Origin of the sequence: Streptomyces sp. NPDC059989, assembly GCF_042736975.1 — a bacterium.
Lineage (GTDB): Bacteria > Actinomycetota > Actinomycetes > Streptomycetales > Streptomycetaceae > Streptomyces.
The window spans coordinates 176,569-201,680 of the sequence record NZ_JBHWUO010000010.1; the positions used below are offsets into that span (position 1 = coordinate 176,569).

General features: G+C 72.4%; 22 protein-coding genes. 8 read left to right on the forward strand and 14 right to left on the reverse strand.

Translation table 11 applies throughout. The features are described from left to right. The first annotated feature begins 223 nt into the window (after window positions 1–223). Both ACFWBN_RS11845 and ACFWBN_RS11850 read left to right on the forward strand, forming a co-directional pair. Window positions 224–1,378, forward strand: coding sequence for a family 2 encapsulin nanocompartment cargo protein terpene cyclase (locus ACFWBN_RS11845; RefSeq protein ID WP_385174496.1), 1,155 nt, complete (start codon window positions 224–226; stop codon window positions 1,376–1,378). 210 nt (window positions 1,379–1,588) lie between these two features. Continuing rightward, entirely contained in the window at window positions 1,589–2,359 is a 771-nt protein-coding gene (locus tag ACFWBN_RS11850; protein WP_385174500.1) for a DUF4190 domain-containing protein, read from the forward strand. 227 nt (window positions 2,360–2,586) lie between these two features. Here the strand turns inward: ACFWBN_RS11850 and ACFWBN_RS11855 are convergent, their stop codons facing one another. Continuing rightward, window positions 2,587–3,897 (reverse strand): hypothetical protein, encoded by a 1,311-nt coding sequence (locus ACFWBN_RS11855; protein WP_385174503.1) that lies wholly within the window; start codon window positions 3,895–3,897, stop codon window positions 2,587–2,589. A 312-nt stretch (window positions 3,898–4,209) separates the two neighbouring features. Here ACFWBN_RS11855 and ACFWBN_RS11860 point away from each other — a divergent pair, with 312 nt between their 5' ends. The 3 genes from ACFWBN_RS11860 to ACFWBN_RS11870 all read left to right on the forward strand — a co-directional run bounded on the left by ACFWBN_RS11860 (window position 4,210) and on the right by ACFWBN_RS11870 (window position 8,506). Next, complete coding sequence (locus ACFWBN_RS11860; protein WP_385174506.1) at window positions 4,210–5,643, forward strand: family 2B encapsulin nanocompartment shell protein; 1,434 nt, start codon at window positions 4,210–4,212, stop codon at window positions 5,641–5,643. Beyond that, entirely contained in the window at window positions 5,633–7,903 is a 2,271-nt protein-coding gene (locus tag ACFWBN_RS11865) for a germacradienol/geosmin synthase (protein ID WP_385174509.1), read from the forward strand. Before ACFWBN_RS11860 ends, ACFWBN_RS11865 begins: the two co-directional genes overlap by 11 nt. A gap of 135 nt (window positions 7,904–8,038) precedes the next feature. Continuing rightward, window positions 8,039–8,506, forward strand: a complete 468-nt coding sequence (locus tag ACFWBN_RS11870) for a hypothetical protein (protein ID WP_385174512.1) — start codon at window positions 8,039–8,041, stop codon at window positions 8,504–8,506. A gap of 90 nt (window positions 8,507–8,596) precedes the next feature. Here the strand turns inward: ACFWBN_RS11870 and ACFWBN_RS11875 are convergent, their stop codons facing one another. The 7 genes from ACFWBN_RS11875 to ACFWBN_RS11905 form a co-directional block, all read right to left on the reverse strand. Next, a complete protein-coding gene (locus tag ACFWBN_RS11875; protein WP_385174515.1) occupies window positions 8,597–10,816 on the reverse strand; it encodes an NADP-dependent isocitrate dehydrogenase in 2,220 nt (739 codons plus the stop codon). A gap of 215 nt (window positions 10,817–11,031) precedes the next feature. Beyond that, window positions 11,032–11,385 (reverse strand): DUF805 domain-containing protein, encoded by a 354-nt coding sequence (locus ACFWBN_RS11880; RefSeq protein ID WP_385174518.1) that lies wholly within the window; start codon window positions 11,383–11,385, stop codon window positions 11,032–11,034. A gap of 335 nt (window positions 11,386–11,720) precedes the next feature. After that, window positions 11,721–12,533, reverse strand: coding sequence for a chitosanase (locus ACFWBN_RS11885; protein WP_385174597.1), 813 nt, complete (start codon window positions 12,531–12,533; stop codon window positions 11,721–11,723). Window positions 12,534–12,657: 124 nt separating this feature from the next. After that, window positions 12,658–13,320: a GNAT family N-acetyltransferase gene (locus ACFWBN_RS11890; protein WP_385174521.1), complete on the reverse strand. Its 663-nt coding sequence runs from the start codon at window positions 13,318–13,320 to the stop codon at window positions 12,658–12,660. An 88-nt stretch (window positions 13,321–13,408) separates the two neighbouring features. Then, window positions 13,409–14,491, reverse strand: a complete 1,083-nt coding sequence (gene corA, locus ACFWBN_RS11895; RefSeq protein ID WP_385174601.1) for a magnesium/cobalt transporter CorA — start codon at window positions 14,489–14,491, stop codon at window positions 13,409–13,411. Window positions 14,492–14,605: 114 nt separating this feature from the next. Then, window positions 14,606–14,998, reverse strand: a complete 393-nt coding sequence (locus ACFWBN_RS11900) for a molybdopterin-binding protein (protein ID WP_385174524.1) — start codon at window positions 14,996–14,998, stop codon at window positions 14,606–14,608. A 10-nt stretch (window positions 14,999–15,008) separates the two neighbouring features. Beyond that, window positions 15,009–15,929 carry a LysR family transcriptional regulator ArgP gene (locus ACFWBN_RS11905; RefSeq protein WP_385174527.1) on the reverse strand — a complete coding sequence of 307 codons (921 nt, stop codon included), beginning with the start codon at window positions 15,927–15,929 and terminating at the stop codon, window positions 15,009–15,011. A 69-nt stretch (window positions 15,930–15,998) separates the two neighbouring features. Here ACFWBN_RS11905 and ACFWBN_RS11910 point away from each other — a divergent pair, with 69 nt between their 5' ends. After that, window positions 15,999–16,622, forward strand: coding sequence for a LysE/ArgO family amino acid transporter (locus ACFWBN_RS11910; RefSeq protein ID WP_385174530.1), 624 nt, complete (start codon window positions 15,999–16,001; stop codon window positions 16,620–16,622). After that, window positions 16,615–17,691, forward strand: a complete 1,077-nt coding sequence (locus tag ACFWBN_RS11915; protein ID WP_385174532.1) for an NUDIX domain-containing protein — start codon at window positions 16,615–16,617, stop codon at window positions 17,689–17,691. The genes ACFWBN_RS11910 and ACFWBN_RS11915 overlap by 8 nt, the downstream gene beginning before the upstream one ends. 31 nt (window positions 17,692–17,722) lie before the next feature. Here ACFWBN_RS11915 and ACFWBN_RS11920 read toward each other — a convergent pair whose 3' ends face one another. The 6 genes from ACFWBN_RS11920 to ACFWBN_RS11945 all read right to left on the reverse strand — a co-directional run bounded on the left by ACFWBN_RS11920 (window position 17,723) and on the right by ACFWBN_RS11945 (window position 23,975). After that, window positions 17,723–19,540: an ABC transporter ATP-binding protein gene (locus ACFWBN_RS11920; RefSeq protein ID WP_385174535.1), complete on the reverse strand. Its 1,818-nt coding sequence runs from the start codon at window positions 19,538–19,540 to the stop codon at window positions 17,723–17,725. An 81-nt stretch (window positions 19,541–19,621) separates the two neighbouring features. Continuing rightward, window positions 19,622–20,923: a cytochrome P450 gene (locus ACFWBN_RS11925; RefSeq protein ID WP_385174538.1), complete on the reverse strand. Its 1,302-nt coding sequence runs from the start codon at window positions 20,921–20,923 to the stop codon at window positions 19,622–19,624. A gap of 190 nt (window positions 20,924–21,113) precedes the next feature. Continuing rightward, window positions 21,114–21,845: a DUF899 domain-containing protein gene (locus tag ACFWBN_RS11930; RefSeq protein WP_385174541.1), complete on the reverse strand. Its 732-nt coding sequence runs from the start codon at window positions 21,843–21,845 to the stop codon at window positions 21,114–21,116. Window positions 21,846–22,074: 229 nt separating this feature from the next. Next, entirely contained in the window at window positions 22,075–22,338 is a 264-nt protein-coding gene (locus ACFWBN_RS11935) for a cation transporter (RefSeq protein WP_385174544.1), read from the reverse strand. Next, window positions 22,338–23,459 (reverse strand): sulfite exporter TauE/SafE family protein, encoded by a 1,122-nt coding sequence (locus ACFWBN_RS11940; RefSeq protein WP_385174547.1) that lies wholly within the window; start codon window positions 23,457–23,459, stop codon window positions 22,338–22,340. The genes ACFWBN_RS11935 and ACFWBN_RS11940 overlap by 1 nt, the downstream gene beginning before the upstream one ends. A gap of 123 nt (window positions 23,460–23,582) precedes the next feature. Continuing rightward, a complete protein-coding gene (locus tag ACFWBN_RS11945) occupies window positions 23,583–23,975 on the reverse strand; it encodes a hypothetical protein (RefSeq protein ID WP_385174549.1) in 393 nt (130 codons plus the stop codon). Window positions 23,976–24,269: 294 nt separating this feature from the next. Between ACFWBN_RS11945 and ACFWBN_RS11950 the strand changes: the two genes are divergently transcribed. After that, window positions 24,270–25,097 (forward strand): DUF2182 domain-containing protein, encoded by an 828-nt coding sequence (locus tag ACFWBN_RS11950; RefSeq protein WP_385174552.1) that lies wholly within the window; start codon window positions 24,270–24,272, stop codon window positions 25,095–25,097. Window positions 25,098–25,112 lie beyond the last annotated feature (15 nt).

The window sequence follows — 25,112 nt, forward strand, 5'->3', positions numbered from 1 at the left end:
CGGTACCCGCCCGGGCCGGGAGGCCTGTTGAAAATCCCGGCGGGTTGAAGCCCTGTACGCCAGTACGAAGCCGGGAGGAGGGAGCCGGGCGGCCGGCGGTGCGGACACCAGTGCAGGGTTTCAACGCCGCCGCATCTTCAACAGGCGGGCAGGCGGCGGGGCCTACCGGGCCGGCGGACCGGCCGCGCTCCATGGGTGGGTGTGCCGACCCGCAGGAGGACCCATGGACCGCGCCCCCGTTCCCGCCCTCGACGCACCGGAGGACGTCCTGAGCCGGCTGCTCGGCGGCCGGAGCGGACTGGGCACCTCGCCGAGGCGGGCCCCGGCCCCGCCTGCCCCGCCTGCCCCGCCTGCCCCGCCTGCCACGGCGGCCGCCGGCCCGGTCCCGGATTCCCGTACGGAGGCGCGTACGGGGACCCGTAGCGGCATCGTGGTCCCCCCGCTGTACTGCCCCGACGCCGTACGGGACGACCCGGCGCTGGCGGAGGTGGTCGACGAGCGGCTGGTCCGGTGGGCCGCCGAGGTCGGGATCTACGAGGGGCGGCTGGACATGCTGCGCTCCAGCGGCTTCGGCCGGCTGATGATGCTCGCGCACCCGGACTGCGACGATCCGGACCGGCTGCTGGCCGCCGCCAAGTGCGGGCTCTCCGAGTGGGCGGTCGACGACCACTGGGTCGACGAGGGCCGGGACCCCGATCCGGCGCTGATCGGCCTGCGGTCGGCGCTCGCGCACGCCGTGGTGGACCCGGTGCGGCTGCCGCCGCGCTACGAGCGGCAGTTCGAGGAGCGGGTGGCGGCCGAGCCGGTGCTGCGCGCGTTCCGCTCCGGTCTGGACCACCTCGCCGAGTTCGCCTCCCCCACCCAGGTGACCCGGCTGCGCTACCAGCTGTCGGTGATGTTCGTCGGGTACAACCACGAGGCCGAGTGGCGGATGTCCGGCCGCCGCCCGCCGGTGTGGGAGTACCTGGTGCACCGGTACGAGAACGGCTTCTTCCCGTGCATGGTCCTGACCGACCCGGTCGGGGGCTACGAGGTGCCGGCGCAGGAGTTCGCGGACGTGCGGGTGCGGCGTACGTACATGTACGCGGGGGTGGCCTCGTGCCTCCTGAACGACCTGTACTCGATGGCCCGGGAGGATTCCGCGGACACCAATCTCCCCAACCTGATCGTGGCGGAGGAGGGTTGTTCGCTCCAGGAGGCGGTGAACCGGACGGCGGCGATCCACGACGACGTGATGCGGACCGTCGAGGCGGAGTCGGCGGTCCTGGCCGGGCTCGGCTCGCCGCTGCTGGGCCGGTTCCTGGAGGGCGTCTGGAACTGGATGGGCGGGGCGAAGGAATGGCACGCCACCAGCCCCCGCTACCACGGCCCGGCCTGAGGGCCCCCGGGAACGAGGACCGGCCCGAGCCCGTCATCACCGTCTCACTCCCCCGGCGAGGACCGACCCCACGGCAGCTCCCCTTGCCCTCGCGGGGTAGCGTAGGCGCGGCACAGCACCATGCGCCGAGCAGGCCCCACACGGCGGCCGCGGAGTCACCGCCTGGCTGTTGGTTGCGTCTCACGCTTTGACCAAGGAGCTTCTCCCCGCATGTCCATACCACCGCAGCCGCCGTCGTCGCCCGAGCCGTACCCGCAGCCGGGACCGTACGGCGGCCCTCAGGGCTGGCCCGGCGGGTACGCCCCGCCCCCGATGCCGTCGCGGAAGACCAACCCCCTGGCGATCGTGGCCTTCGTCATGTCGCTCGTCTGCGCGATCCCGTTCGTCCCGCTGATCCTCGGCATCGTGGCCCTCTCGCAGATCCGCAGCCGGGGCGAGCAGGGCAAGGGCCTCGCCATCGCGGCGATCGCCATCCACGGCGCGACCATCGCGTTCTACGCGATCCTCGTGGCGCTCGGACTCTCCGGGGCGCTGGACGACGGTCCCGCGCCGAAGCGCGACACCGGTGGCCAGGTCACCGACCCGGGCTCCAGCAAGGTCAACGACATCCGCATGGGGGACTGCTTCAACACGGGCGGCGACCTGGCGGACTACCAGGACGAGGACGGCGGCCAGGCCTCCTTCTCGGTGCGCATCGTGCCCTGCGACCAGCCGCACGAGGCGGAGGCGTACGCCGTCTTCGACCTGGAGGGCGGGGCGTACCCGGGCACGGAGAAGGTCACCGCGATGGCCGAGGAGAAGTGCTCCGGCACGAAGCTGACCGACTACGTGGGCGCGAAGCCCAAGCTCTCCGAGAAGATGGAGATGTACTACTACTTCCCGCAGTCCACCACCTGGGCCTTCGGCGACCGCGAGGTCACCTGCTTCCTGGGCGACACCACCGGCTCAAGCACCGGCTCGGTCCGCACCACGGGTTCCTGAACCACCCCTTCCGCTGCGCGGGGCCCTTCCCCGGGCGGAGCCCCGATCCTTGAGCCGCACGGGCCCACCCGGGCGGGGCAAATCCAGCCCCGCCGGCGCTTGAGGCGCGGGGTCCGGGGCGGAGCCCCGATCCTTGAGCCGCACGGGCCCACCCGGGCGGGCCAAATCCAGCCCCGCCGGCGTTTGAGGCGCGGGGTCCGGGGCGGAGCCCCAGGAACGGGCCCCGGCTAGGGGAGGCGGGCCAGGAGCGTACGGGCCGCGCGGTGGCCGCGCACGGGCTGCAGCCGCCCGCGCAGCCTCCGCACGGCCTCCTCCACCCGCGCAGAATCCAGCTGCGGCACCAGGTCGAGCAGCTCGTGCCACACCCCGCAGGCCCGCTCCACATGCCCCTGCCCGAGGTGGAGTTCGGCGAGCCGCGCCGTCGTGATCGCCCGCGCCCGCCGCTCGCCGCCCGCCCGGTGCCGCAGCGACGTGCCGAGCGCGGCTATCGCGCCCCGCACGTCCCCGAGGGCCGCCAGCGCCTCCGCCTCCTGATGGGCCAGGGCGGCGTGGTGGTAGTCGCCGATGGCCGCCCGCTGCCCGTCCGAGCGCTCCAACAGCCGTTGCGCCTCCGCCAGATGCGCCACCGCGGCCCGCCGGTCGCCGCAGCCCGCCTCCGCCACGGCCAGTTGCCCGGTGACGAAGGCCGCCTGGAGCGACGGCAGCCGACCGGCTTCGCGGGCCGCCGCCTCCGCCAGCTCCCACGCCTGCTTGCGGTGGCCCAGCGCATGGGCCTGCACGCTCATCGCGCGCAGTACGGGCGCCCAGCACTGCGGATCCCCCGCCTCCTGCCCCAGCCGCAGCGCCGCCCGGTAGTACGCCTGGGCCACGCCCTGCTGGTTGCTGTCGAAGCAGAGGAATCCCGCGGTGTAGGCGAGCCTGGCCGCGCATCCCAGCAGCCGGTGCCGGACCGCGGGCGCGGCGGCGGCGCGCAGCCAGGGCGCCAGGGTGGTCGCGAGGTAGCGGGTCAGGGCCGGCCGGGCCAGGCCGCTGCCGAACATCATGTCGGTGTTCCGGAAGACCGGCAGCACGGCCTCGGCCGCCGCCACGTGGTCCGCCCCGATTCGCCCGCCCGCCGAAGGGGCCGCGGCACCGGCCCCGCCGGGCGGCGGCGGCCCGCCCGGGGGCCGCCACGCGGAGGAGTAGACGGGGATCTCGCCGAGCAGGGCCTCGGCTTCGCCCGGCGCGAGGCCGTCCGCGCCCCGCGGTTCGGCGCCGGTGCGGTCGCGCACCCTGGTGCCGGCGGGCCGGGTGAGCCCGGTGTCGGCCGGGCTGACCCGCCGCCCGGTCCGCCGGCTGAGCGCTTCGGCGGCGAGGGCGACGACATGGGCGGGCGGGCGGGTGCCGGCGAGCCAGTGGGAGACGGAGGTCCGGTCGTAGCGCAGGGTGAGGCCGGTTTCGGCGGCCACGCCGTTGACGGCGCGGGCGAAGTCCTGCCCGCTCCAGCGGGCGTCGGTGAGGAGGGTGCGGAGTCGTCCGTTGGGTTCACGCATGGCCATCAGAACCGCCCAGCTCGTACAAACGTCCAGCCCTTCAACGCGATGGGACATTCAACAGGGTGGGGGCGGGGCCGCCGTAGCCGGTGAAGCCGTCCTGCCCCTAACTAAGACGTGTGCGCTCGGCGGCACGCGATCACACCGCATGCCCCTGGCGTACGGGAGCGCAGCAGATCACTGGAAGCGGGATCACTCCTTCCGATCACCCCCGTTCACGACCCCCGACCAGCCGGCGGCCACCGCGCCCCCGCGCCACCGCGCCCCGCGCCGCCGCGCCGCCGCGCCCAGGAAGACTGACCGAGAGGAAGGCCTGCCATGTCCGTCGACCCCGCCGCCGAAGTGAGCGCCGCCGATCATCTGGCCGCCGCCCGGCAGAGCCTGAGCACCGAGGCCGCCCGCAACCTGGCCACCACGACGAAGTCCGCCCCGCAGATGCAGGGCATCAGCTCCCGCTGGCTGCTGAGGATCCTGCCGTGGGTGCAGACGGGCGGCGGCACCTACCGGGTCAACCGCACCGTCAGCTACACCCTCGGCGACGGCCGCATCACCTTCGTCAAGACCGGCACCGAACTCCGTGTCATCCCGCCCATGCTGCGCGAGCTGGGGATGTTGCGGAACTTCCCCGACGACCGGGTGGTCGAGTCGATCGCCGAGCGGTTCGTGAAGGAGGAGTTCCGCAAGGGCGATGTGATCGTCCGGCGCGGTGACCCCGTCGACAAGATCTACCTCGTCGCCCACGGCCGGATCGAGCGGCTCAGCGCCAGCGCCTACGGGGACGAGGCCAGCCTCGGCGTCCTGAGCGACGGCGACCACTTCGGCCACCACCCCCTGCCGGACGCCCGCTGGGAGTTCACCGCCCGCGCCCTGACCGACGTGGTGACGATGACCTTCAACCGCGGCGACTGGGACGTGGCCCTGAACAGCTCCCCCGCGCTGCGCCGGCACGCCGAGGCCTATCTGGAGGCGGAGCGCGTCGGCCGCAAGGGCAGCGACGCCGTGGACCTGTCCGCGGGCCACACCGGCGAGGTGATGCTGCCCGGCACGTACGTCGACTACGACCTGAGCCCACGCGAGTACGAGCTCAGCGTCGCGCAGACCGTGCTGCGCGTGCACTCCCGGGTCGCCGACCTCTACAACCAGCCGATGAACCAGGCCGAACAGCAGCTGAGGCTCACCATCGAGGCACTGAAGGAGCGCCAGGAGAGCGAGCTGATCAACAACCCGGAGTTCGGGCTGCTGCACAACGCCGACTACGAGCAGCGGATCTTCGCCCGCACCGGACCGCCCACCCCCGACGACATGGACGAACTCCTCAGCCGCAGGCGCGGTTCGGAGTTCTTCCTCGCCCATCCGCGCACCATCGCCGCCTTCGGCCGCGAGTGCAGCCGGCGCGGCCTGTACCCGGCGACCGTGGACTTCCAGGGCCATGCGCTCCCCTCCTGGCGGGGGGTGCCCCTGCTGCCCTGCAACAAGATCCCGGTGACGAAGGAGCGGACCAGCTCGATCCTGGTCCTGCGCACCGGCGAGGACAACGAGGGCGTCATCGGACTGCACCAGCTGGGGCTGCCCGACGAGTACCAGCCCGGCCTGTCGGTGCGCTTCATGAACATCAACGAGCAGGCGATCATCTCCTACCTGGTGACCGCCTACTACTCCGCGGCCATCCTGGTCCCCGACGCGGTCGGGGTGCTGGAGAACGTGGAGATCTCCCGGTTCGACGACCGGGAGGGGCCGGGTCATGACCGCTGAGCAGCCCTTCGAGCTGCCCGAGTTCTACCTGCCGCACCCCGCGCGGCTCAATCCGCACCTGGAGCAGGCCCGGACGCACACCCGGGCCTGGGCCCGGGACCTGGGGATGCTGGAGGGCTCGGGCGTCTGGGACCTCGCCGACCTGGAAGCGCACGACTACGCGCTGCTGTGCGCCTACACGCATCCCGAGTGCGACGGGCCGATGCTCTCGCTCGTCACCGACTGGTACGTGTGGGTGTTCTTCTTCGACGACTGGTTCCTGGAGCGCTTCAAGCGCACCGGCGACCGGCCGGGCGGGCGGGACGCGCTGGAGCGCCTGGCGCTGTTCATGCCCGCCGATCCGGGCACGCCGATGCCCGAGCCCACCAACCCCGTGGAGGCGGGCCTGGCCGACCTGTGGCGGCGTACGGTCCCGGGCCACTCGGCGGACTGGACGGCGCGCTTCACCCTCAGCACCCGCAACCTCCTCCACGAGTCGCTGTGGGAGCTCGACAACATCAGCATCGGCCGGATCTCCAACCCCATGGAGTACGTGGAACAGCGCCGCAAGGTGGGCGGCGCGCCCTGGTCGGCGGGGCTCGTCGAGCACGCGGTGGGCGCGGAGGTGCCCCCGTCCGTCGCCGGGGAGCGGGCGCTGCGCGTCCTGCGGGACTGCTTCGCCGACTCGGTCCACTTCCGCAACGACCTGTTCTCGTACCAGCGGGAGACCGGGGCGGAGGGGGAGCTCAGCAACGGGGTGCTGGTGCTGGAGAAGTTCTTCGGCTGCACCACCCAGGAGGCCGCCGACCGGCTGAACGAGCTGCTCACCTCCCGGCTCCAGCAGTTCGAGACCACCTTCTTCACCGAACTGCCCGCGCTGTGCGCGGAGAAGGGGCTCACCCCGGCCGAGGTCCTCGCGGTCCTGACCTACGCCCGCGGGCTGCAGGACTGGCAGTCCGGCGGCCACGAATGGCACATGCGCTCCAGCCGGTACATGAACGGGCGCCCGGGCCGCACCGACGCGGGCCTGCCCGAAGGGCTCCGCGGCCCCTCGGGGCTGGGCACCACCGGCGCCAACATCAGGGCGCTGCTGGGACTGACCGGCGGTGCCCCGCGGCTGCGCCGGTACGGCAACACCCCGCGGCCGGTGGGCCCTTCGGTGATCCCGGAGTTCTACATGCCGCTGCGCAACGTGCTCAATCCGCACCTGGACGGCGCCCGGGAGCGGCTCGTCGAGTGGAACCGGCGGATGGGCATGCTCGACGAGGGCCTCTGGTGGGAGGAGAAGGCCCGGGACTACGACTTCGCGCTGTGCTCGGCGGGCATGGATCCGCAGTGCCCGCCGGAGACCCTGGACATCAGCGCGGGCTGGCTGAGCTGGGGCACGTACGCCGACGACGCCTATCCGCTGCTCTTCGGCACCCCCCGCGGCCTGGCCGCCGCCAGGGCGCAGACGGCGCGGCTGCAGGCCTGCATGCCCCTCGACCTGTCCGCGCCGCCGCCCCCGGCCAACGCCATGGAGCGGGGGCTGGCCGATCTGTGGCGGCGCACGGCCGGGCCGATGCCGATGCGCGGCCGGAAGATCTTCCGGGACGCCATGGACGAGGTGCTGGCCGGCTGGCACTGGGAGCTGGAGAACCAGGCCGCGAACCGGGTGCCGGACCCGGTGGACTACCTGGAGATGCGCCGGGTGACCTTCGGGTCGCCGATGACCATCGCGCTCTCCCGGCTGGCGCACCTGGACGTCGTACCGGAGGAGGTCTACGCGAGTTCGGCGATGCAGTCCATGCAGTCCGCGGCCTTCGAGTACTCGGCCGTCATGAACGACGTGTACTCGTACCAGAAGGAGGCCGAGTACGACGGCGAGCTGCACAACCTGCTGATCGTCGTGGAGAACTTCTTCGGCTGCGACCCTGCGACGGCGCTGCGGATCGCGAACGATCTGATGACCTCGCGGATGAAGCAGTTCGAGCACGTGGCGGAGAAGGAACTGCCCGTCATGTACGCGGACCTCGGGCTGGACGCGGCGGCCCGGGCGGCCGTGGACCGCAGCGCCGAGGAGCTGAGGCGGTGGATGGCGGGGATCGCCTGCTGGCACGACCGGACGAAGCGCTACCGGGAGGAGGACCTCAAGCGCCACCACGCGCAGCGGGCGGGCCGGGTGGCCGGTGCGGGCCGGGCGGGCGGCTTCGGCGAGGCGGTCGGAGCCGGCGCGGTACCCCCGGCGGGCGGGAGCCGAGCGCTGCCCGCGCCGGTGCACCGCGCCGCGTGGGCGACCTGACCTGCGGGGCAGCGGAGAGCTCCGGCGGAATGCGACATTCCCCTGGTCTTACGGCACAAGTGGCGCATAATCGTCGTCACGCGGCTTGAAAAAACCCTGTCGCCGCGCTTGGTCACGCATGCAATGGGGGGCATCGTGCCGATGAGGGAATCCGGGTCGACCGGAACACTGCCCGCTACGTCCGCCGAGATGTCCCGGCTGCTCACGGCCGTCCGGCGGGGGCGCGTCCTGACCGTGACGGGAGGATTCCGCGAGCCGCGCGGCCTGCTGGTCCGCGAGATCGCACGGCGGCTCGCGTCCAACTTCTACGACGGGGTCGCCGTCGTCACCCTGGACCCGCTCCACGGCGGCTACGGCGTGCGCGAGCTGACGGCCGAGCTGGGGCACGTGCCCGGCATGCCCTTCCTGCCGTGCGGGACGGCCAACGCCGCCTCGTGGCTGGCCGAACGGGACATGCTGCTCGTCCTGGACGGCACCGAACGGCTCGGCCCGGCCGCCCTCGCCTGGCTGCGGGGCCTCCTCGCCACGGCCCCCGGGCTGCGCATCCTCGCGGCCGGCCGCTCCCCCCTGGGCTTCGAACAGGAGCGGGTCCACCGGCTGTGAGGGCCGCGAACGGGTCCGCCCCGGCCGGGCACGAGGCCGGCCGGGGCGGAACGCGTCGACGGCGGCGCGGATCGGCCGCCGCCGGGTGGATCAGCCCAGGGTCGCGATCGCCTGGTTGAAGGTCGCGGACGGGCGCATGATCGCCGCGGCCTTGACGACGTCGGGCTGGTAGTACCCGCCGATGTCGGCCGGGGAGCCCTGCACCGCGATCAGCTCGGCGACGATGGTCTGCTCCTGCTCGCCCAGCGTCTTGGCGAGCGCCTCGAAGGAGGCGGCGAGCTCGGCGTCGTCGGTCTGCTTGGCCAGCTCCTGCGCCCAGTACAGGGCGAGGTAGAAGTGGCTGCCGCGGTTGTCGATGCCGCCCAGCTTGCGGCTCGGCGACTTGTCCTCGTTGAGGAAGGTGCCGGTCGCGCGGTCCAGGGTGTCGGCCAGCACCTGGGCGCGGGCGTTGCCGGTGGTGGTGGCGAGGTGCTCGAAGGAGACGGCCAGCGCGAGGAACTCACCGAGGGAGTCCCAGCGCAGGTAGTTCTCCTTGACCAGCTGCTGGACGTGCTTCGGGGCGGAGCCGCCGGCGCCGGTCTCGAAAAGGCCGCCGCCGTTCATCAGCGGGACGACCGACAGCATCTTGGCGCTGGTGCCCAGCTCCAGGATCGGGAAGAGGTCGGTCAGGTAGTCGCGCAGCACGTTGCCGGTCACCGAGATGGTGTCCTCGCCGCGGCGGATGCGCTCCAGGGAGTACGCGGTGGCCTCGACCGGCGAGAGGATCTCGATGGTCAGGCCCTCGGTGTCGTGCTCGGCGAGGTACGTGCGCACCTTGGCGATCAGCTGCGCGTCGTGCGCGCGGCCCTCGTCGAGCCAGAAGACGGCCGGGACGCCGGTGGCGCGGGCGCGGGTGACGGCGAGCTTGACCCAGTCCTGGATCGGCGCGTCCTTGGTCTGGCAGGCGCGGAAGATGTCGCCCTCGGCGACCTCCTGCTCCAGGACCACGTTGCCCGCGGCGTCGACGAGGCGGACGGTGCCCGCGGCGGCGATCTCGAAGGTCTTGTCGTGGCTGCCGTACTCCTCGGCCTTCTGGGCCATCAGGCCGACGTTCGGCACCGAGCCCATGGTGGCCGGGTCGAAGGCGCCGTGCGCGCGGCAGTCGTCGATGACGACCTGATAGACACCGGCGTAGCTGCTGTCCGGGAGGACCGCCAGGGTGTCGGCCTCGTTGCCGTCCGGGCCCCACATGTGGCCGGAGGTGCGGATCATGGCCGGCATCGAGGCGTCGACGATGACGTCGGACGGCACGTGCAGGTTGGTGATGCCCTTGTCGGAGTCGACCATGGCGAGGGCCGGGCCCTCGGCGATCTCGGCGTCGATGGACGCCTTGATCGCGTCCCCGTCGGACAGGGCGCCCAGGCCGTTCAGGATGGCGCCGAGGCCGTCGTTGGGCGACAGGCCGGCGGCGGCGAGGGTCTCGCCGTAGCGCGCGAAGGTCGTCGGGAGGAAGGCGCGGACCACGTGGCCGAAGACGATCGGGTCGGAGACCTTCATCATCGTGGCCTTGAGGTGCACGGAGAACAGGACGTCCTCGGCCTTGGCCCGCTCGATCTGGTCGTTCAGGAAGGTGCGCAGCGCGTCGACGTGCAGGACGGACGCGTCCACGACCTCACCGGCGAGGACCGGTACGGACTCGCGCAGCACGGTGGCGGCGCCGTCGGCGTCCACGTGCTCGATGCGCAGGCTGCCGGCCTCGGCGATGACGGCGGACTTCTCGGTGGAGCGGAAGTCGTTCTCGCCCATGGTGGCGACGTTCGTCTTCGACTCGGAGGTCCAGGCACCCATGCGGTGCGGGTGGGCCTTGGCGTAGTTCTTGACCGAGGCGGGAGCGCGGCGGTCGGAGTTGCCCTCGCGCAGGACCGGGTTGACGGCGCTGCCCTTGACCTTGTCGTAGCGGGCGCGGATCTCGCGCTCCTCGTCCGACTTCGGGTCGTCCGGGTAGTCGGGAAGGGCGTAGCCCTGGCCCTGGAGCTCGGCGACCGCGGCCTTCAGCTGCGGGATCGAGGCCGAGATGTTGGGCAGCTTGATGATGTTGGCTTCCGGCGTCTTGGCCAGCTCGCCCAGCTCGGCGAGGGCGTCGGCGATGCGCTGGCCCTCCTCGAGGTGCTCGGGGAAGCTGGCGATGATCCGACCGGCCAGGGAGATGTCACGGGTCTCGACATTCACACCGGCCGTCGACGCGTACGCCTGGATCACAGGCAGGAAGGAATACGTCGCGAGGGCCGGGGCCTCGTCAGTGTGCGTGTAGATGATGGTCGAGTCAGTCACCGGATGCTCCGCTCCACAGTCTGGTCTCTCGTCTGCAACATTGCTCGACATCAAGATATCTCCTGATCGGGCCGCTCAGGACAGCCCCCTGGCACGAGCTGCGGGAGACGCGCGTCACGCGTGCTCCACGCGCGAGCGCCGCCGCCGACCTGTGGGGTCGGCGACGGCGCTCGGCGATACGGGTGCCCGCGCCCGTCTCAGGCGCGGCGCGCGTCTCAGGCGTGGATCGACTTGGGGCTCGGGCCGTACTGGTTCGGGCCCGGGGTGCCCTCGGTGGCCATCAGGACGATCGCCCAGATCCAGCCGATGAGGGGCACGGCGCCGATGAGGATCCACCAGCCGGACTTGTCCTGGTCGTGGAGGCGGCGCACGCCCACCCCGAGCGTGGGGAGGAAGAGGCCGAGCGCGAGGAGGAAGTAGAACAGCGGGTAGGTGCCGAGCGCGAAGTCGACGATCAGGAAGATGATCAGCGCCGCCGCGTAGAAGAGCGTGTACATCCAGTATTCCTGGCGACGGGCGCGGCCGTTGAAGTCGGCGTACCGCTTGACGACATCGGTGAAGTAGTGCACAGGTCCCCCCAGAGGACAGTGTTCCGGCCCGTCCTGCTGGAGCAAGCCGGGGCAGAACTTATGCCCCGCTTATGGCGCGGTCAAGCCACATAACAGGGTTACGAATCGGCCCCGCAGCAAGCTTTCCGGTGACGAAAGCCGTAACTCAGGGTGCGGGAGAGGCGCCGTGTCCCCTGAAGTCCGTAACGTCCCCGCCCCGGGCGGGCTCGCCGCCGCAGAAGCCGGGCTCTGCGGCTCCGACATCGTTATCGCACTGCGACACCGCCGGCCCGGGCCGGACGTCCTCGCGGCCCGGAGCGGGAGGGGATCCGCCCCGGGCCGCCGCTGCCGCCGGGTCAGCCGATGTGGAAGGAGTCCCCGTAGACCTTCCAGTCGAGCGGGGTGTCGAGGTTGAGGTTGCCCTTCTTCAGGAACACCCGCTGCGCGGTGTCGACGCGACTGGTGTCGCTGTGCGCCTCCTCCTGCTTCATCGCCCAGACGCGGGCGTCGAGGAAGGCGTTCAGCCAGGTGGTCTCGTTGCCGCCCTGGGACGGGGGCTTGGCCTTGGACAGGGCGCGCTTGCGGATGTTGCGGAAGCTCGTGGAGTCGGTCCCGTCGCCGTGCATGACGATGGCGTCGTAGTAGATGAACTGGCCGAGGGTGCCGACGCCGTCGGTTTTGCCCTGCTTGACCGCCGGGTTGAAGTAGACCCGGTCGCGCTCGTGGTCCTGGGCCTTCTTGAACTCGGTGTCCTGGGCCGCCTTCGCCCAGTCCTTGGTGAAGTTCGGGTCGAGGCCGTCGTGCGAGTCGGTGCCGTCGACCCTGCGCAGCGCCGGGAGGTACTTGGCGAGGACGTTGCCCGGCTTGACCTGGGTGTAGTACTCGACGAGGTCGAGCATGTCGCCGGTGCCGGAACAGAAGCCGATGATGCCGGCCGTGTAGCCGCGGCCGTCATCTATGTCCTCTATGTACTTGTACTGCGCCTTCCAGTCCAGCGAGGAGTTCTCCGCGCTGGAGACGATCTTCATGGCGATCTCCTTCTTCGCCGGATCGTCGAGCCCCGCGGCCGCCGCCACCGCGGGGGCGGTGACGGGGGCCGGGGCGGTCGCGTGGGCGGTGACCGGTACGGCGATGAGCGCGCTGCCTAGCACGGCGCCGATCGCGAGCATCTTCTTGCGGTGGGGGGTCAACACAAGGCCTCCGTGGGGTAGTTGAGGCGTTCCCGGTTTCGTTAGGAAACTTTACTACCAGAGTTCGCAAGCCCTCAAGACCCGTGCCGGAATCCGTGAACCGTCAAGCCCCCCGCACACGTTCCCGCAGGGCCCGCTTGGCGTCCGGCCACTCGGGGCGCGTGATGCTGTAGACGGCGGTGTCCCGGATCCACCCGTCGCGCATCACCATGTGGTGGCGCAGCACTCCCTCGTGCGTGGCGCCGAGCCGCGCGATCGCCGCCCGCGAACGGCTGTTGCGCACATCGGTGAGGAGCTCGACCCGGTTCATGCCCATCGCCTCGAAGGCGTGGCTGAGCATGAGGAGTTTGGCCTCGGTGTTCAGCCCGGTCCCCTGCCAGGACGCGCCGAGGAAGGTGAAACCGATCTCCAGCCGCCGGAATTGGGTGTTGATCATCATGAGCCGGGTGGAGCCCGCGATCCTGCCGGTCGCGAGGTCCACCGTCGCGTACGCGATCTGCGTGCCCGCCTCGCGCGCCGCCAGCGCGTCGTCGATGAAGGCGGGAACGTCCCGCGGGTGCGGGACGATCGTCACCGGGAGCTCCCAGAGCTTCCCGTCGCGTATGGCCTCGCAGAGCCCGTCGTGATGCCGGTGGGCGAGCGGCTCCAGCCGCACGCGCTCACCGACCAGTGCGTCGGCGTCCGATACACCGCCGTCCGGTGCGCCGCCGAGCGCCGCGCCACCGACCGCCGCGCCACCGTCCGCCTCCGCCGCTTGCCGTTCCATGTCCGACCCGCCCGTTCCCTGTGATCATCAGTGACAGGCGGACCCTACCGGCGGCCCCGACCGCCCTCACCAGGGTTTTCGCGGGCCGTCAGAGCCAGCCGTTGCGCCGGAAGCCCCGGTGGATCGCGAAGCAGGCGACCGCCATGACGCCGAGGACGAGCGGGTACCCGTACGTCCAGTGCAGTTCGGGCATGTGGTCGAAGTTCATGCCGTAGACCCCGCAGACCATGGTCGGGACGGCAACGATCGCCGCCCACGCGGTGATCTTGCGCATGTCCTCGTTCTGGGCGACGGTCACCTGCGCGAGGTGGGCCTGGAGGATCGAGTCGAGCAGGTTGTCGTAGGCGCCGATCTGCTCGGTGGCGCGGGTCAGATGGTCCTCCACGTCCCGGAAGTACGCGCGGATCTCCGGCGGGATGACCGGTATCGGCTGCGTGGCCAGCTGTTGGAGCGGCCGGCTCAGCGGCGCCACCGCCCGCCGCAGCTCCAGGAGTTCGCGCTTGAGCTGGTAGATCCGCCCGGCGTCGCCGCGGCCGCCGAACTCGCTGAACACCGCGGTCTCGACGGCGTCTATGTCGTTCTGCACCGCGTCCGTCACGGCGGTGTAGTCGTCGACGACGTGGTCGACCATGGCGTGCAGCACGGCCGCCGGCCCCTTCGCCAGCTGCTCCGGTTCGGCCTCCAGCGCCTCGCGGACCGGGCCGAGGGTGCCGCGGCCGCCGTGCCGGATGGTGATGACGAAGTCCTCACCGGTGAAGGCCATCAGCTCGCCGGTCTCCACCACCTCGCTGGTCGCGGTCAGTTCCTCGTGCTCGACGTAGCGCACGGTCTTGAAGACGGAGAACAGCGTGTCGTCGTACCGCACGATCTTGGGGCGCTGGTGTGCGTTCACGGCGTCCTCGACGGCCAGCGGGTGCAGGCCGAACAGCTCGGCGAGCCCGGCCAGTTCCGCCTTGTCCGGTTCGTGGAGGCCGATCCACACGAAGCCCTCGCCCGTCTTGCGGACCCGGTGCAGCGCCTCCTCGGCCTCCGCGCAGCCGTCCTGCCGCACGCCGTCCCGGTAGACCACGCAGTTGACCACGGCGCTGCCGAGCGGGGAGCGGGCCGGGTGGCTGAGGTCGACGGCCCGCCGGTAGCCGCGGCGCACGGCCCGGCGCAGGGTGCTGAACATGGACAACGGCGTACTCCTCTTCGGGCAGATCAGCGGCCAGTCTGCCACCGCCGCCGCACGGCTCCCGCCAGGGCTCCGCCCGCGTCCGCCCGGGCAGGTCCGCCGAGGCCCCGCTCAGGTCCGGTCGATGAACACGCTGGTCGACTTCACGCGCGCGGTGGCCCGGGCGCCCACCTCCAGGCCTAGTTCCTCCACGGCCTCCCGCGTCAACAGCGACACGATGCGGTGCGGCCCGGCCTGGATCTCCACCTGCGCGTCGACCGTACCGAGCTTCACCCCGGTGACGATCCCGGGAAAGGCGTTGCGCGCCGAGGTGTAGGGGGCCTGCTCGCCGTCGCCGCCCTCCTGCGCCGCTTCCACGCAGAACGCGGCCAGGTCCGGCCCGTCCACCATGCGCCGCGCGCCCTCGCGGCGGGTCGGGAACCGCTCGGCGTCCGCCCAGCGGCGCGCCGTGTCGACGCTGACGCCCAGCAGCCGCGCCGCCTGGCCGATCGTGTAGGACTCCATGGTGGGCAGCTTAGGGGGTGTCCGGCGCGGGACTCCGCAGGGCCTCCCCCGCGGCCTCCGCGATCACCTCGGCCACCGTCGACAGCACCGGCGAGTCCAGCTTCCACTGCTGCCAGTACAGGGGCACGTCCATCGGCCGCCGCGGAACCACCAGGACCAGCTCCCCCGTCCGCACCAGCGGCTGCGCCTGCTGCTCCGGCACCAGCCCCCACCCCATCCCGGCGACCACCGCGTCGCGGAACCCCTCCGAGGTCGGCACGTGGTGCCGCACCGGCCCGGCCCCGCCCGTCGCGTCCCCGGTCAACGACCGCACGAAGGCGTCCTGGAGCTCGTCCTTCCGGTCGAAGACGATCGTCGGCGCCCGCCTCAGGTCCCGCTCCGGCGCCCCCGCCAGGTGGCGCGCCGCGAACTCCGGGCTCGCCACCGGCAGGTACCGCGCCAGCCCCAGCATCCGTACGCCGCACCCCGCCACCGGATCGGGCGAGGAGGTCACCGCCGCCATCACCTGCCCCTCCCGCAGCAGCGTTGTCGTGTGCGATTCGTCCTCGCGGTGCAGCTCCAGGCAGACCGGCGGATCCTGCGGCACCCGCGTCAGCGCCGGCAGGAACCAGGTGGCGAGGGAGTCCGCGTTCACCGCGATCGGCAGCCGCAGCGGCCCCGCCCCTTCGGCGGCCATCCCCAGCTCGGCCCGCGCGTCGCGCTCCAGCCGGGCCAGCTGGCGGGCGAACCGGACCACGACCTCCCCCGATTCCGTGGCCCGCACCGGCTTCGACCGCATCAGCAGCACCCGCCCGGTCCGCTGTTCGAGGGCCTTGACCCGCTGGCTGACGGCGGAGGGCGTCACGTGCAGGGCGGCCGCGGCCGCGTCGAAGGTGCCCTCGTCCACCACGGCCAGCAGGGTCCGCACCTGGTCCAGGGGAAGCTCGTCCATCACAAGCGCTAATGGTACGTAAAAATCTTTAGCTGTACTGAATCGACACGGCTGCATACGGTCGAAGACATGACACACGGCATCATCACGGCGGGCCTCGCCGGCTTCGGCACCGGACTCTCCCTCATCGTCGCCATCGGCGCGCAGAACGCCTTCGTCCTGCGCCAGGGAGCCCGCCGCCACGCGGTCCTGGCCGTGGTCGCCATCTGCGCCGTCTCCGACGCGCTCCTGATCGCCCTCGGCGTGGCCGGCGTCGGCGCCTTCGTCACCGCCTGGCCGGCCGCCCTGACCGTGGTGGGACTGGCCGGCGGCGGATTCCTGATCTGCTACGGGATCCTCGCGGCCCGCCGGGTGCTGCGGCCCGACCCGGACGCCGCCCTCACCGCGGAGGGAGCCGCCGCCGGGTCCGGCCGCCGGGCGGTGCTGACCTGCCTGGCGATGACCTGGCTCAACCCGCACGTCTACCTGGACACCGTCCTGCTCCTCGGCTCCCTCGCCGCCGACCGCGGGGACCTGCGCTGGGCCTTCGGCATCGGCGCCGGCCTGGCCAGCCTGACCTGGTTCGGCACCCTCGGCTACGGGGCCCGGCTGCTCAGCGGCCTCCTCGCCCGCCCCTCCGCGTGGCGGGTGCTGGACGGCCTGGTCGCGGCGACGATGGTCACGATGGGCGGCATGCTGCTGGCCCGTGCCTGACGACACCCCACAGGAGCCCGCCGTGCCCGACCGCCCCTCCCCCGACGCGGTGCGGGAGTACTACGCCGCCCAGCCCGCCCCGCTCCTCGCCGCCACCGGGATCGTCCTGGACCCGCGCGGCCGGGTCCTCGTACTGACCACGTCGTACAAGGCGGATCTGGAGCTTCCGGGCGGCACGGTCGAGGACGCCGAGACCCCGGAGGAAGGGCTGGCCCGCGAGTTGAAGGAGGAGCTCGACCTCGGCCGGCCCGTCGGGCGGCTGCTCGCGGTGGACTCCCGGCGGCCGGGCCTCCTCGGGCGCTCCCTCGTCGTGCACGTCCACCTCGTCGGCCCGCTGTCGCCCGAGGAGGCCGCGGCCATCTCCTTCCCGGACGGCGAGATCACCGAGGCGCGCTGGCTGGCGCCGGACGAGGCCTGCGCCGCCCTGCCCTCCCGCCTCGCCCGCCGGCTGCGCGCCGGCCTGGCCGCCCTGCGCACCGGCTCCTTCGCCCACCTCGTCGACGGCGTGCCCCAGCCCGGCTCCCCGGCCGGCCTGGAGCCGGCCGACCGCCTCGCCCTCGAACACACCGGGACCCTCGGCGCCGCCGGCCACCTGGCCCACCGCCCCAAGGCGCTGACCTCGGCGAGCGTGCTGTTCACGGACGCCGAGGGCCGGATCCTGCTCGTGCAGCCGGCGTACGGGAACACCCGCCGCTGGCACCTGCCCGGCGGCGGCATCGACAGCGACCTCGGGGAGACCCCGCGGGCCGCCGCCCGGCGGGAGGTCCGCGAGGAGATCGGCCTCGACCTCCCGCCGGGGCGGCTGCTCGCCGTCGACTGGGCCCACAAGCCGGGCCGGCTGGCCCGCGTCCGCTTCCTCTACGACGGCGGCGTCGTCGACGCCCCCTCCCTCGCCCGCATCCGCCTGGCCCCCGACGAACTCCTGCAGTGGCGTACCGTCCCGCCCGCGGAACTCCCCGCCCTGGTCAAGCCGGCCCTGCGCCGCCGCATCAAGGCCTGCCTCACCGCACGCACCACCGGCGCCGGCCCCCTGGAACTCCACGCCGGCCGCCCGGCCGACGGCGGATAGCCGCCGCCGCTCCGCTCCCCGCTGGTGCGGATCAGGGGCGCAGTTCGGTCGTCGCGGGGGTGTCCTCCAGGAATCCGCCCGACTGGTGCTGCCACAGCTTCGCGTAGGCCCCGTCCGCCGTGAGGAGCTCCTGGTGCGTGCCCTGCTCGACGATCCGGCCGCGGTCGAGGACGACGAGCCGGTCCATGCCGGCGACCGTGCTCAGCCGGTGTGCCACCACGAGCGCCGTCCGCCCGTCCATGAGCCGCCACAGCGCGTCCTGGACGAGGACCTCGCTCTCGGAGTCCAGGGCGCTGGTCGCCTCGTCGAGCAGCAGGATCGGCGCATCGCGCAGGATCGCCCTGGCGAGGGCGACCCGCTGGCGCTGGCCGCCGGACAGCTTCACCCCGCGCTCGCCCACCATGGTGTCGAAGCCGTCGGGGAGCGCGTCGGCGAACTCCGTGACGTGCGCGGCCTCGGCGGCGCGGCGGATCTCGGCGTCGGTGGCGTCCGGCCGGGCGAAGGCGATGTTGTCGCGCAGTGTGCGGTGGAACATCGCCGGGTCCTGCGGCACGTAGGCCATCAGGCTGCGCAGTTCGGCCTGGCGCAGCCTGCTGATGTCCTGGCCCCCGATGAGGATCCGGCCGGCGTCGATGTCCGTCATCCGCAGCAGCAGCCGGGTGAGCGTGGTCTTGCCCCCGCCGGACCGGCCGACGAAACCGACCTTCGCCCCGCTGGGCAGGTCCAGGTCGAGGCCTTCGAAGAGCGGCTTCGCGCCGGCGTGGGCGAAGGTCACCCGCTCGAAGCGCACGTCGGCGCCCCGGGACAGCAGCGGTTCCGGGGAGGGCGGGTCCAGGACGGTCGGCGGGGTCAGCAGCAGTTCGGTGAACTGCGCGGCCTCCGTCATCGAGCTCTCCAGGCGGCGGTAGATCTGGTTGAACTCGAACATGATCCGGGTCGCGTTGGCGTAGTAGGTGAAGGCGACGATGATCCCCTCGACGCCGTGCTCCCCCGCCCCGAGGGAGAGCGCGAGCACCAGGCCCAGCGCGTTGGTCAGCACGGACATGGGCGCGACCAGCGTGTCGATCCGCAGGTTGCCGTAGTCCCACGAACGCAGCGTCAGCCGCCTCGACTCCGCGACGCGGGAGCGGTGTTCGGCGGCTTCGCGCTCCTCGGCGGCGAACGCGCGGACCGTGTCCATGTTCATCAGGCTGTCGGCGACGTGCCCCGAGACCCGGGCGATCGCCTCCTCCCGCTGGGCGACGAGCGCCTGGCGGCGACGGATCAGCGGAGCGACGCACAGGGCCGTCACCGCGATCATCACCAACAGCCCGACCACGAGCAGCGGTTCGTACTGCCACAGGACCACCGACGCGAACACCAGCGGAACGAAGCTGCCCATGACCGAGAAGGTCAGGGTGTCGACGAACTCCTCGAAGCGGGAGGCGAAGCTCAGGACCCGCTTGGTCAGCGATCCGGCGAAGTTGTCGTGGAAGAACGCGGCGTCCCTGGCGAACAGTTCGTCCATGCCGATCACGTACAGCTGCTCGATGCCGCGGGCGTCGAGCCGGTTCAGGCAGTGCAGTCCGACGCGCCACAGCGTCTCGCCGAGCAGTAGTACACCGGTGAAGCCGAGGACGTAGGGCAGCATCGCGTCGATGCCGGTACCGCCGCCCCCGACGATGTGGCCGACGAGCTTCGCGACGACCAGTGGTGCGATGTAGTTGATGCCGATGTTGCCCATCGCCGGGAGCAGCATCGCGGGTAGCGTCAGCCGGCGCAGCCGGGCCAACTCCCGTCCGTAGTAGCGAAGTGCGAGGAGCACCGGACCCCTGCCCGGTGAACCTTTGCTCGATTCAGGCGAACCCATTCCAACCCTGCTTTGTCGGACCCCCAAGGACAAGGTTCGCAGTGTCCCGTGACGGTCCCCGCGGCGTCCAAGCGTTTTTCGCTAGCCGTCCAGCACCGCGGGGGTCGGACCGTCGGGGCGGACGGTGAGGCCGTACGCGGCCTTGGCCGGGGTGGAGCGGAAGCGCGGGGCGGGGGCGGGCAGCAGGTGTTCGAGGAGGGCGGTCGACTCCCGGAGGGCGAACTGCAGGCCCAGGCAGGCCCGGGGTCCGATGCCGAACGGAAGGTAGCTGCCGGGGTGGTTGGGGCGTCGGCCGGGGGTGGTGAAGCGCCCCGGATCGAACCGGTCGGGGTCCTCCCAGAGCCCGGGGTCCCGGTGGGTGAGGTAGGGGCAGACCAGCACGTCGGTGCCGGCCTCGATCCCGTATCCGTCGAGGACGTCGTCCTCCGCGGCGCAGCGCGGCAGTATCCAGGCGGACGGGTAGAAGCGCAGCGTTTCGTTGACGAGTGCCTGGACGGCCTGCCGCCGTTCGGGTGAGCCTTCGGGGCCCGCGGCGAGGGCCTGTTCCCGCGCCCCGGGGTTGCGGTCCAGGAGGAGGTGGAGCCAGGTCAGGGTGGTGGCGGTGGTCTCGTGACCGGCGACCAGCAGGGTGACCAGCTCGTCGCGGATCAGCCGGTCGGTGTACTCGGGGCGCGTTCCCGCCGCCTCGATCAGGACGTGCAGCAGGCCCGGGCCGTCGGGTCCGGCGTCGCCGTCGCGGGCGGCGGCGATGGCGAGGCCCGCCACGGCGTCGATGCGGGCCAGCTCGGCGGCGACGGCTCCTTGGGCTGCGGCCCCGTCGGCGGGCAGGCTGGGCAGCGCGGCCACCACGGCGGGCACGGCGGCCAGTTCGCGCTCCGTGCCGGGGTCGAGGGGATGGCCGGTCAGGGCGCGCCAGATGGTGTCCAGGGCGAAGCGCCGCATCTCGTCGCCGACGTCGAGGACCTGCCCGGTGCGGGCGTACCCGGCCCAGCGCGCCGCGGCGGTCCCGGCGGCATCGGCGATCCGCTGCTCGTAGCGGCGCATTCCGCGGCCGGTGAACTGGGACTGCAGCAGCCGCCGCTGCCGCTGCCACGCCTCGCCCGTAGCGGCGAGGAGGCCGTCGCCGATCAGGAGTCGGGCGCGGTGCGAGCGTTTGACGTACCGGTCGGGGTGGAGCGCGAGCACGTGCTGCACGGATTGGGGGGCGGTGACCAGTACGGTCGGGCGCGGGCCGAGCCGGAACGCGGCGACCCCGCCGAGCCGTTGCCGCGCCTGGGCGAAGAGGTCGACGAGCTCCCCTCCCCCGGCCTGCCACTGTCCGACGAGGGCGGGATCCAGCTCGGGAACGCCCGGGAGGGATCCGGGGCGGACATGGGTGGCCACGGGACGGCTCCTCACGGGGCGGGATGCGGGCATCACGCACTGTAGGGGAGGGGGTGCGGTGGGCGACACCCCGCCTCTCCGCGCCCGGCACGGGCAGAGTCGTGCTCTCGCCGCCCTGCGGCACCCCTCCGCCGGCATGCCGCGCCGCTCACACGAAAGGCCGTTCCCTCATGGACGAGAGAACGGCCTCTCAGGTCCCGTACTCGTCGTGGCGGCGCAGCCAGTGGGTCGCCTCGCCCTCCTCGTGGCGTCCCAGCGGCGTGCGGTCGAGGAGCCCGTAGTAGGCCATGGCGGGCTCGAGGCCGCGCGCGGTGGTGACGTACGTCCGGTAGACGGCGCCTTCCGAACGGGCGTAGCAGCTCAGCCCGGGCCCTTCGGTGACGTACCCGAGTACGTCCGTGCCGCACGCCTCTGCCATCTGGCTCACGGTCGCCGGGATCTCGCCGTCGAGGAACGGCCTCAGCTCCTCCTCCGTGGACATGAAGCCGAGGTCGCGGTGGAAGTCGCCGGCGCCGGCGGAGACCCAGTCGAAGCTCCAGCCCATCCGCTCCCGGTAGGCGAGGAGCTTGTCGACCGGTGCCCGCGAGGAGCAGATCAGCGTCACGTCGCGGGCCTTGAGATGGACCGCGTTGGGGTCGAGGGTGTCCGCGATCGAGGAGCAGACGGGGCATCCGGCCGCGTACGGCGGGCCGAACATGAAGTGGTAGACGAGCAGCTGTGAGCGGCCGTCGAAGAGGTCCGCGAGCGACTTGGTCCCGCCCTCGGTCTCGAAGCGGTAGTCCTTTTCGACCTGCACCCAGGGAAGCCGGCGCCGCTTCCGCGCGAGCTCGTCGCTGCGCCTGGTGAGCTTTTTCTCCTCCGCGAGCAGCTCCGCTCGGGCTGCCTCGAATTCCTCCTGCGTGCCGACGATGTGCTCGGGCATGGCCTTTCCCTCCTGTGGAGGAGCAGAAGAGCGCGCCACGGCGGGTGGCCGCCCGCAGCGGCTGCCGGGACCGGCGCATACCCCGCTCCGGCCCTACGTCCACCGTACGCGCGCGGCGGCGGACCTTCGCGGCCGGCCGGATCGCCTGAACCGGCCGCCAGGGCCCCTACCGGGAGGCCGACAGGAGCCCTGGCGTGTTGTGGCGCTCCAGCGGGAGCGCCCCCCGTTGTCAGTCGGCGAGCCGAGCCGTGTAAGCGCCCGCCGCTTCCACCGCGGCGACGAGAGCCGCGCCGTCGACCCGGGCTCCTTCCTCCAGGCGGACGACGCTCCGTCCCCGGCGCGTGTCCGTGGCGGCCGAGCGGACTCCGGGGAGGTCTTCCAGTTCGTCGTCGATGAGCAGGCCGCAGCTGGTGCAGTGCATGCCGTCGATGAGGAGCTCCACCTGAGGAGCGGTGTCGGCCCCGGTCTTGTTCTTGCGGCTGAAGAGCTTCATCACAGGCCCGTCTTGAACTCGATGGCGCCGGTCTGCATGCCCATGGCGCAGGTGAAGAGGAGGGTGCCCGGCTTGCGGGTGCCCAGGTCGACGTCGGTGTCTCCGTCCCGTTCGACGATCTCCTGCACCCCGAGTTCGGGGATCGTGAACGCCCTGGCGCAGCCGCCCGAGTCCTTGCCGTGCAGGACCAGCGTGGTGGGTACGCCGGCCTTCGCGGTGAACTGGGTGGGGGCGTAGAAGTCGGTCACGGTGAGCGTGATGATCTGCCGCCCGGACGCGTCGGTGCGTACGGGGGTCACGGTCTCCGATGAGCCGCTGTTGCCCCCGGAACCGCTGCCGTCGCCGCCTTCGACGATGAACGGCCCGCTCGCCGAGGTCTGCCGGCCCGGTGAGGGTGAGTCGAAGGAGACCCAGCCGCCCGCCTGCAGCGCGGAGAGCATCGTCCAGGCGGCGACGGCCAGCACGACGACGCCGGTGAGTCCTGCGAGCTTGCCCGAGAGTGCCCGGCTGCTGCGCCGGAACAGATAGCCGAGGAGGGCGAACAGCGGCGCGGTGCCCACCACGAACCCGGCCATGACCGCGGCCCCGGCCACCGCCGATCCGGAGGTGATGGCGAGCAGCTCCATCGAGAGGGTCACCCCGCAGGGCACCAGGACGGTGGCGAAGCCGACGATGGCGGGGGTGACGACCGAGTCGGCCTTGGCACTGCGCCGCACCAGGCGGCCGAACGACGCCGGGGGCCTGGGCAGTAGCCGCCCCACGGACTTGACCCCGATCAAGTCCAGGGCGAACAGCACCATGACCGCCCCGGCCGCGAGCATCAGCACCGCCTGGGTGCGGGGGCTGGGCTGCAGGGTGTGGCCGAAGATGCCCAGCAGGGCGCCGAGCAGGGTGTGTGAGGCGAGCTTCCCGGCGAGGAAGGCTCCGACCGGTGCCAGCGGCATGGCGGCTTCCGGTCGGGAGGTGTTCGGCTCGGCGGCCGTTTTCGAGGTGGGTGCGGGGGTGCGGCGGCGGGTCACGGCGCCGGCCAGCAGGCCCCCTTGTACGGCGGCGCACGAGGCGCCACCGGCGAGCAGACCGGTGCTCGCACCGGTGATCAGCAAAGCGACGGACGACGGCATGCGTCGTTGCTCCTGTTCTGCGACGACGGCACGCGCACACGGACATACGGAAGTCCGGGCGTGCCGAGGCGGACGTGAGAAGACACGGCGTCCGCGAGGCGCTGCCTCACGGGTGGCCGGCTGTCACGTCCTTGACACGCACAACCGGTGCAGGTCAGGGGGAGCCACCACCGGCGGCGGGGCGTTGGGCCGCGTCATCAGGGGCTCGGGCGAGCAGGGCGTCGCGTGCGGCACGGCCGCGAGCGGGGGGACGGCCGGACCGTCCTGAGCGAGGATGCCCTGCGGCGCCACGCACTGTTCCGCGGCCACCGGGCAGCGCGGGCCGTGGTCCGGCGCCTCGGCGGCGGACGGAGCCGCGACATGCCCACTGATCGCGGCGTGCGGGGACATCTCCATCGGCCCCGGCATTGCCATCGCCATCGCGGGACGCGCCAGCCCCGTCAGACAGGCGAAGAACGCGCACACCAGCAGCACTCCGGACCACGTCCGCAGTGACGGGGGCAGGCGTCGCGACATGCGCGCCATGCTAGGGCATGCCCTGAACCGTCGGCCGTTCGGCGCTCCCCCAACAGCCTGCGGCCACGGCGCTTCCAGCTCCAGCTCCAGCTCCTGTACCGCTGACCAGGAGGAACCCAACGAGGTCGGCTCATCGCGCTCACGGCCGGCCCCCCGGGTTTTGGGCCTTCCGGTTCTGTGATCTGCTGGAGATGCCGTCAGGCCCGTCTCGGCTACCCGCGGTGTACCACCGCCATCCGTGCGGCACGGGTGCCCGGGACGGCCTGGGCAGCTCGCGTCCTTGGGAGGCTTCCCGTGCCGCACCTCCGCCTGGCCCCTCCGGCGCCCACGAGGCCCGGAGTCCTCCTGCCCGCCCGGGACCTGGCGGTCGCATGGGTGCTGATGGTGCTGCTCGCCGCCCTGGCGTGGCTGCTCACCATCGGCCAGTCCCGCCACATGGGGATGCAACCCGGCACCATGGGCCTGGCGCTGCCCCTCTTCCTGCTCCTGTGGGTGGTCATGATGGCGGCGATGATGCTGCCGTCCGTCGCCCCCGTGGCCATCACCTGGGTGCGCGGAATCAACCGCCGCTCGGCCGGCCCTGCCCGCGCCCTGCGGATCGCGGCGTTCGTCAGCGGCTACCTCCTCGCCTGGACCGCGTTCGGGCTACTCGCGTACGCCGCCCTGACGGCCACCGGGCACCTCGTGGACCGCAACCCCGGAACGGGCCGCTGGATCGGCGCCGCCGTCTTCCTCCTCGCGGCGGCCCAGCAGTTCGGGCCGCTGAAACGGGTCTGCCTGCGGCACTGCCGCAACCCGATGTTCCAGCTGGTCCAGTACTCGCGCTTCCGGCCCTGGGCGAAGGACCTGCGGGTCGGGGCGCACCACGGGCTCTACTGCGTCGGCTGCTGCTGGGGGCTGATGATCGTCCTGATCCCGCTCGGCGTGATGAACGTGGCCGCGATGGCAGGACTGGCGGCCGTGATCTTCCTGGAGAAACTCTGGCGGCAGGGCCCCTGGCTGGCGTGGGCCGTCGGCTTCGCGTTCCTCGTCCTGGCCGTGCTCGCTCCCTTCCAGCCCTGGCTCCTGCCCGGCCTGGAGACCGCCCCGCCCATGGACCGGATGACCGGCTGGGCCGGATGAGCGCTGTGCCCGCCC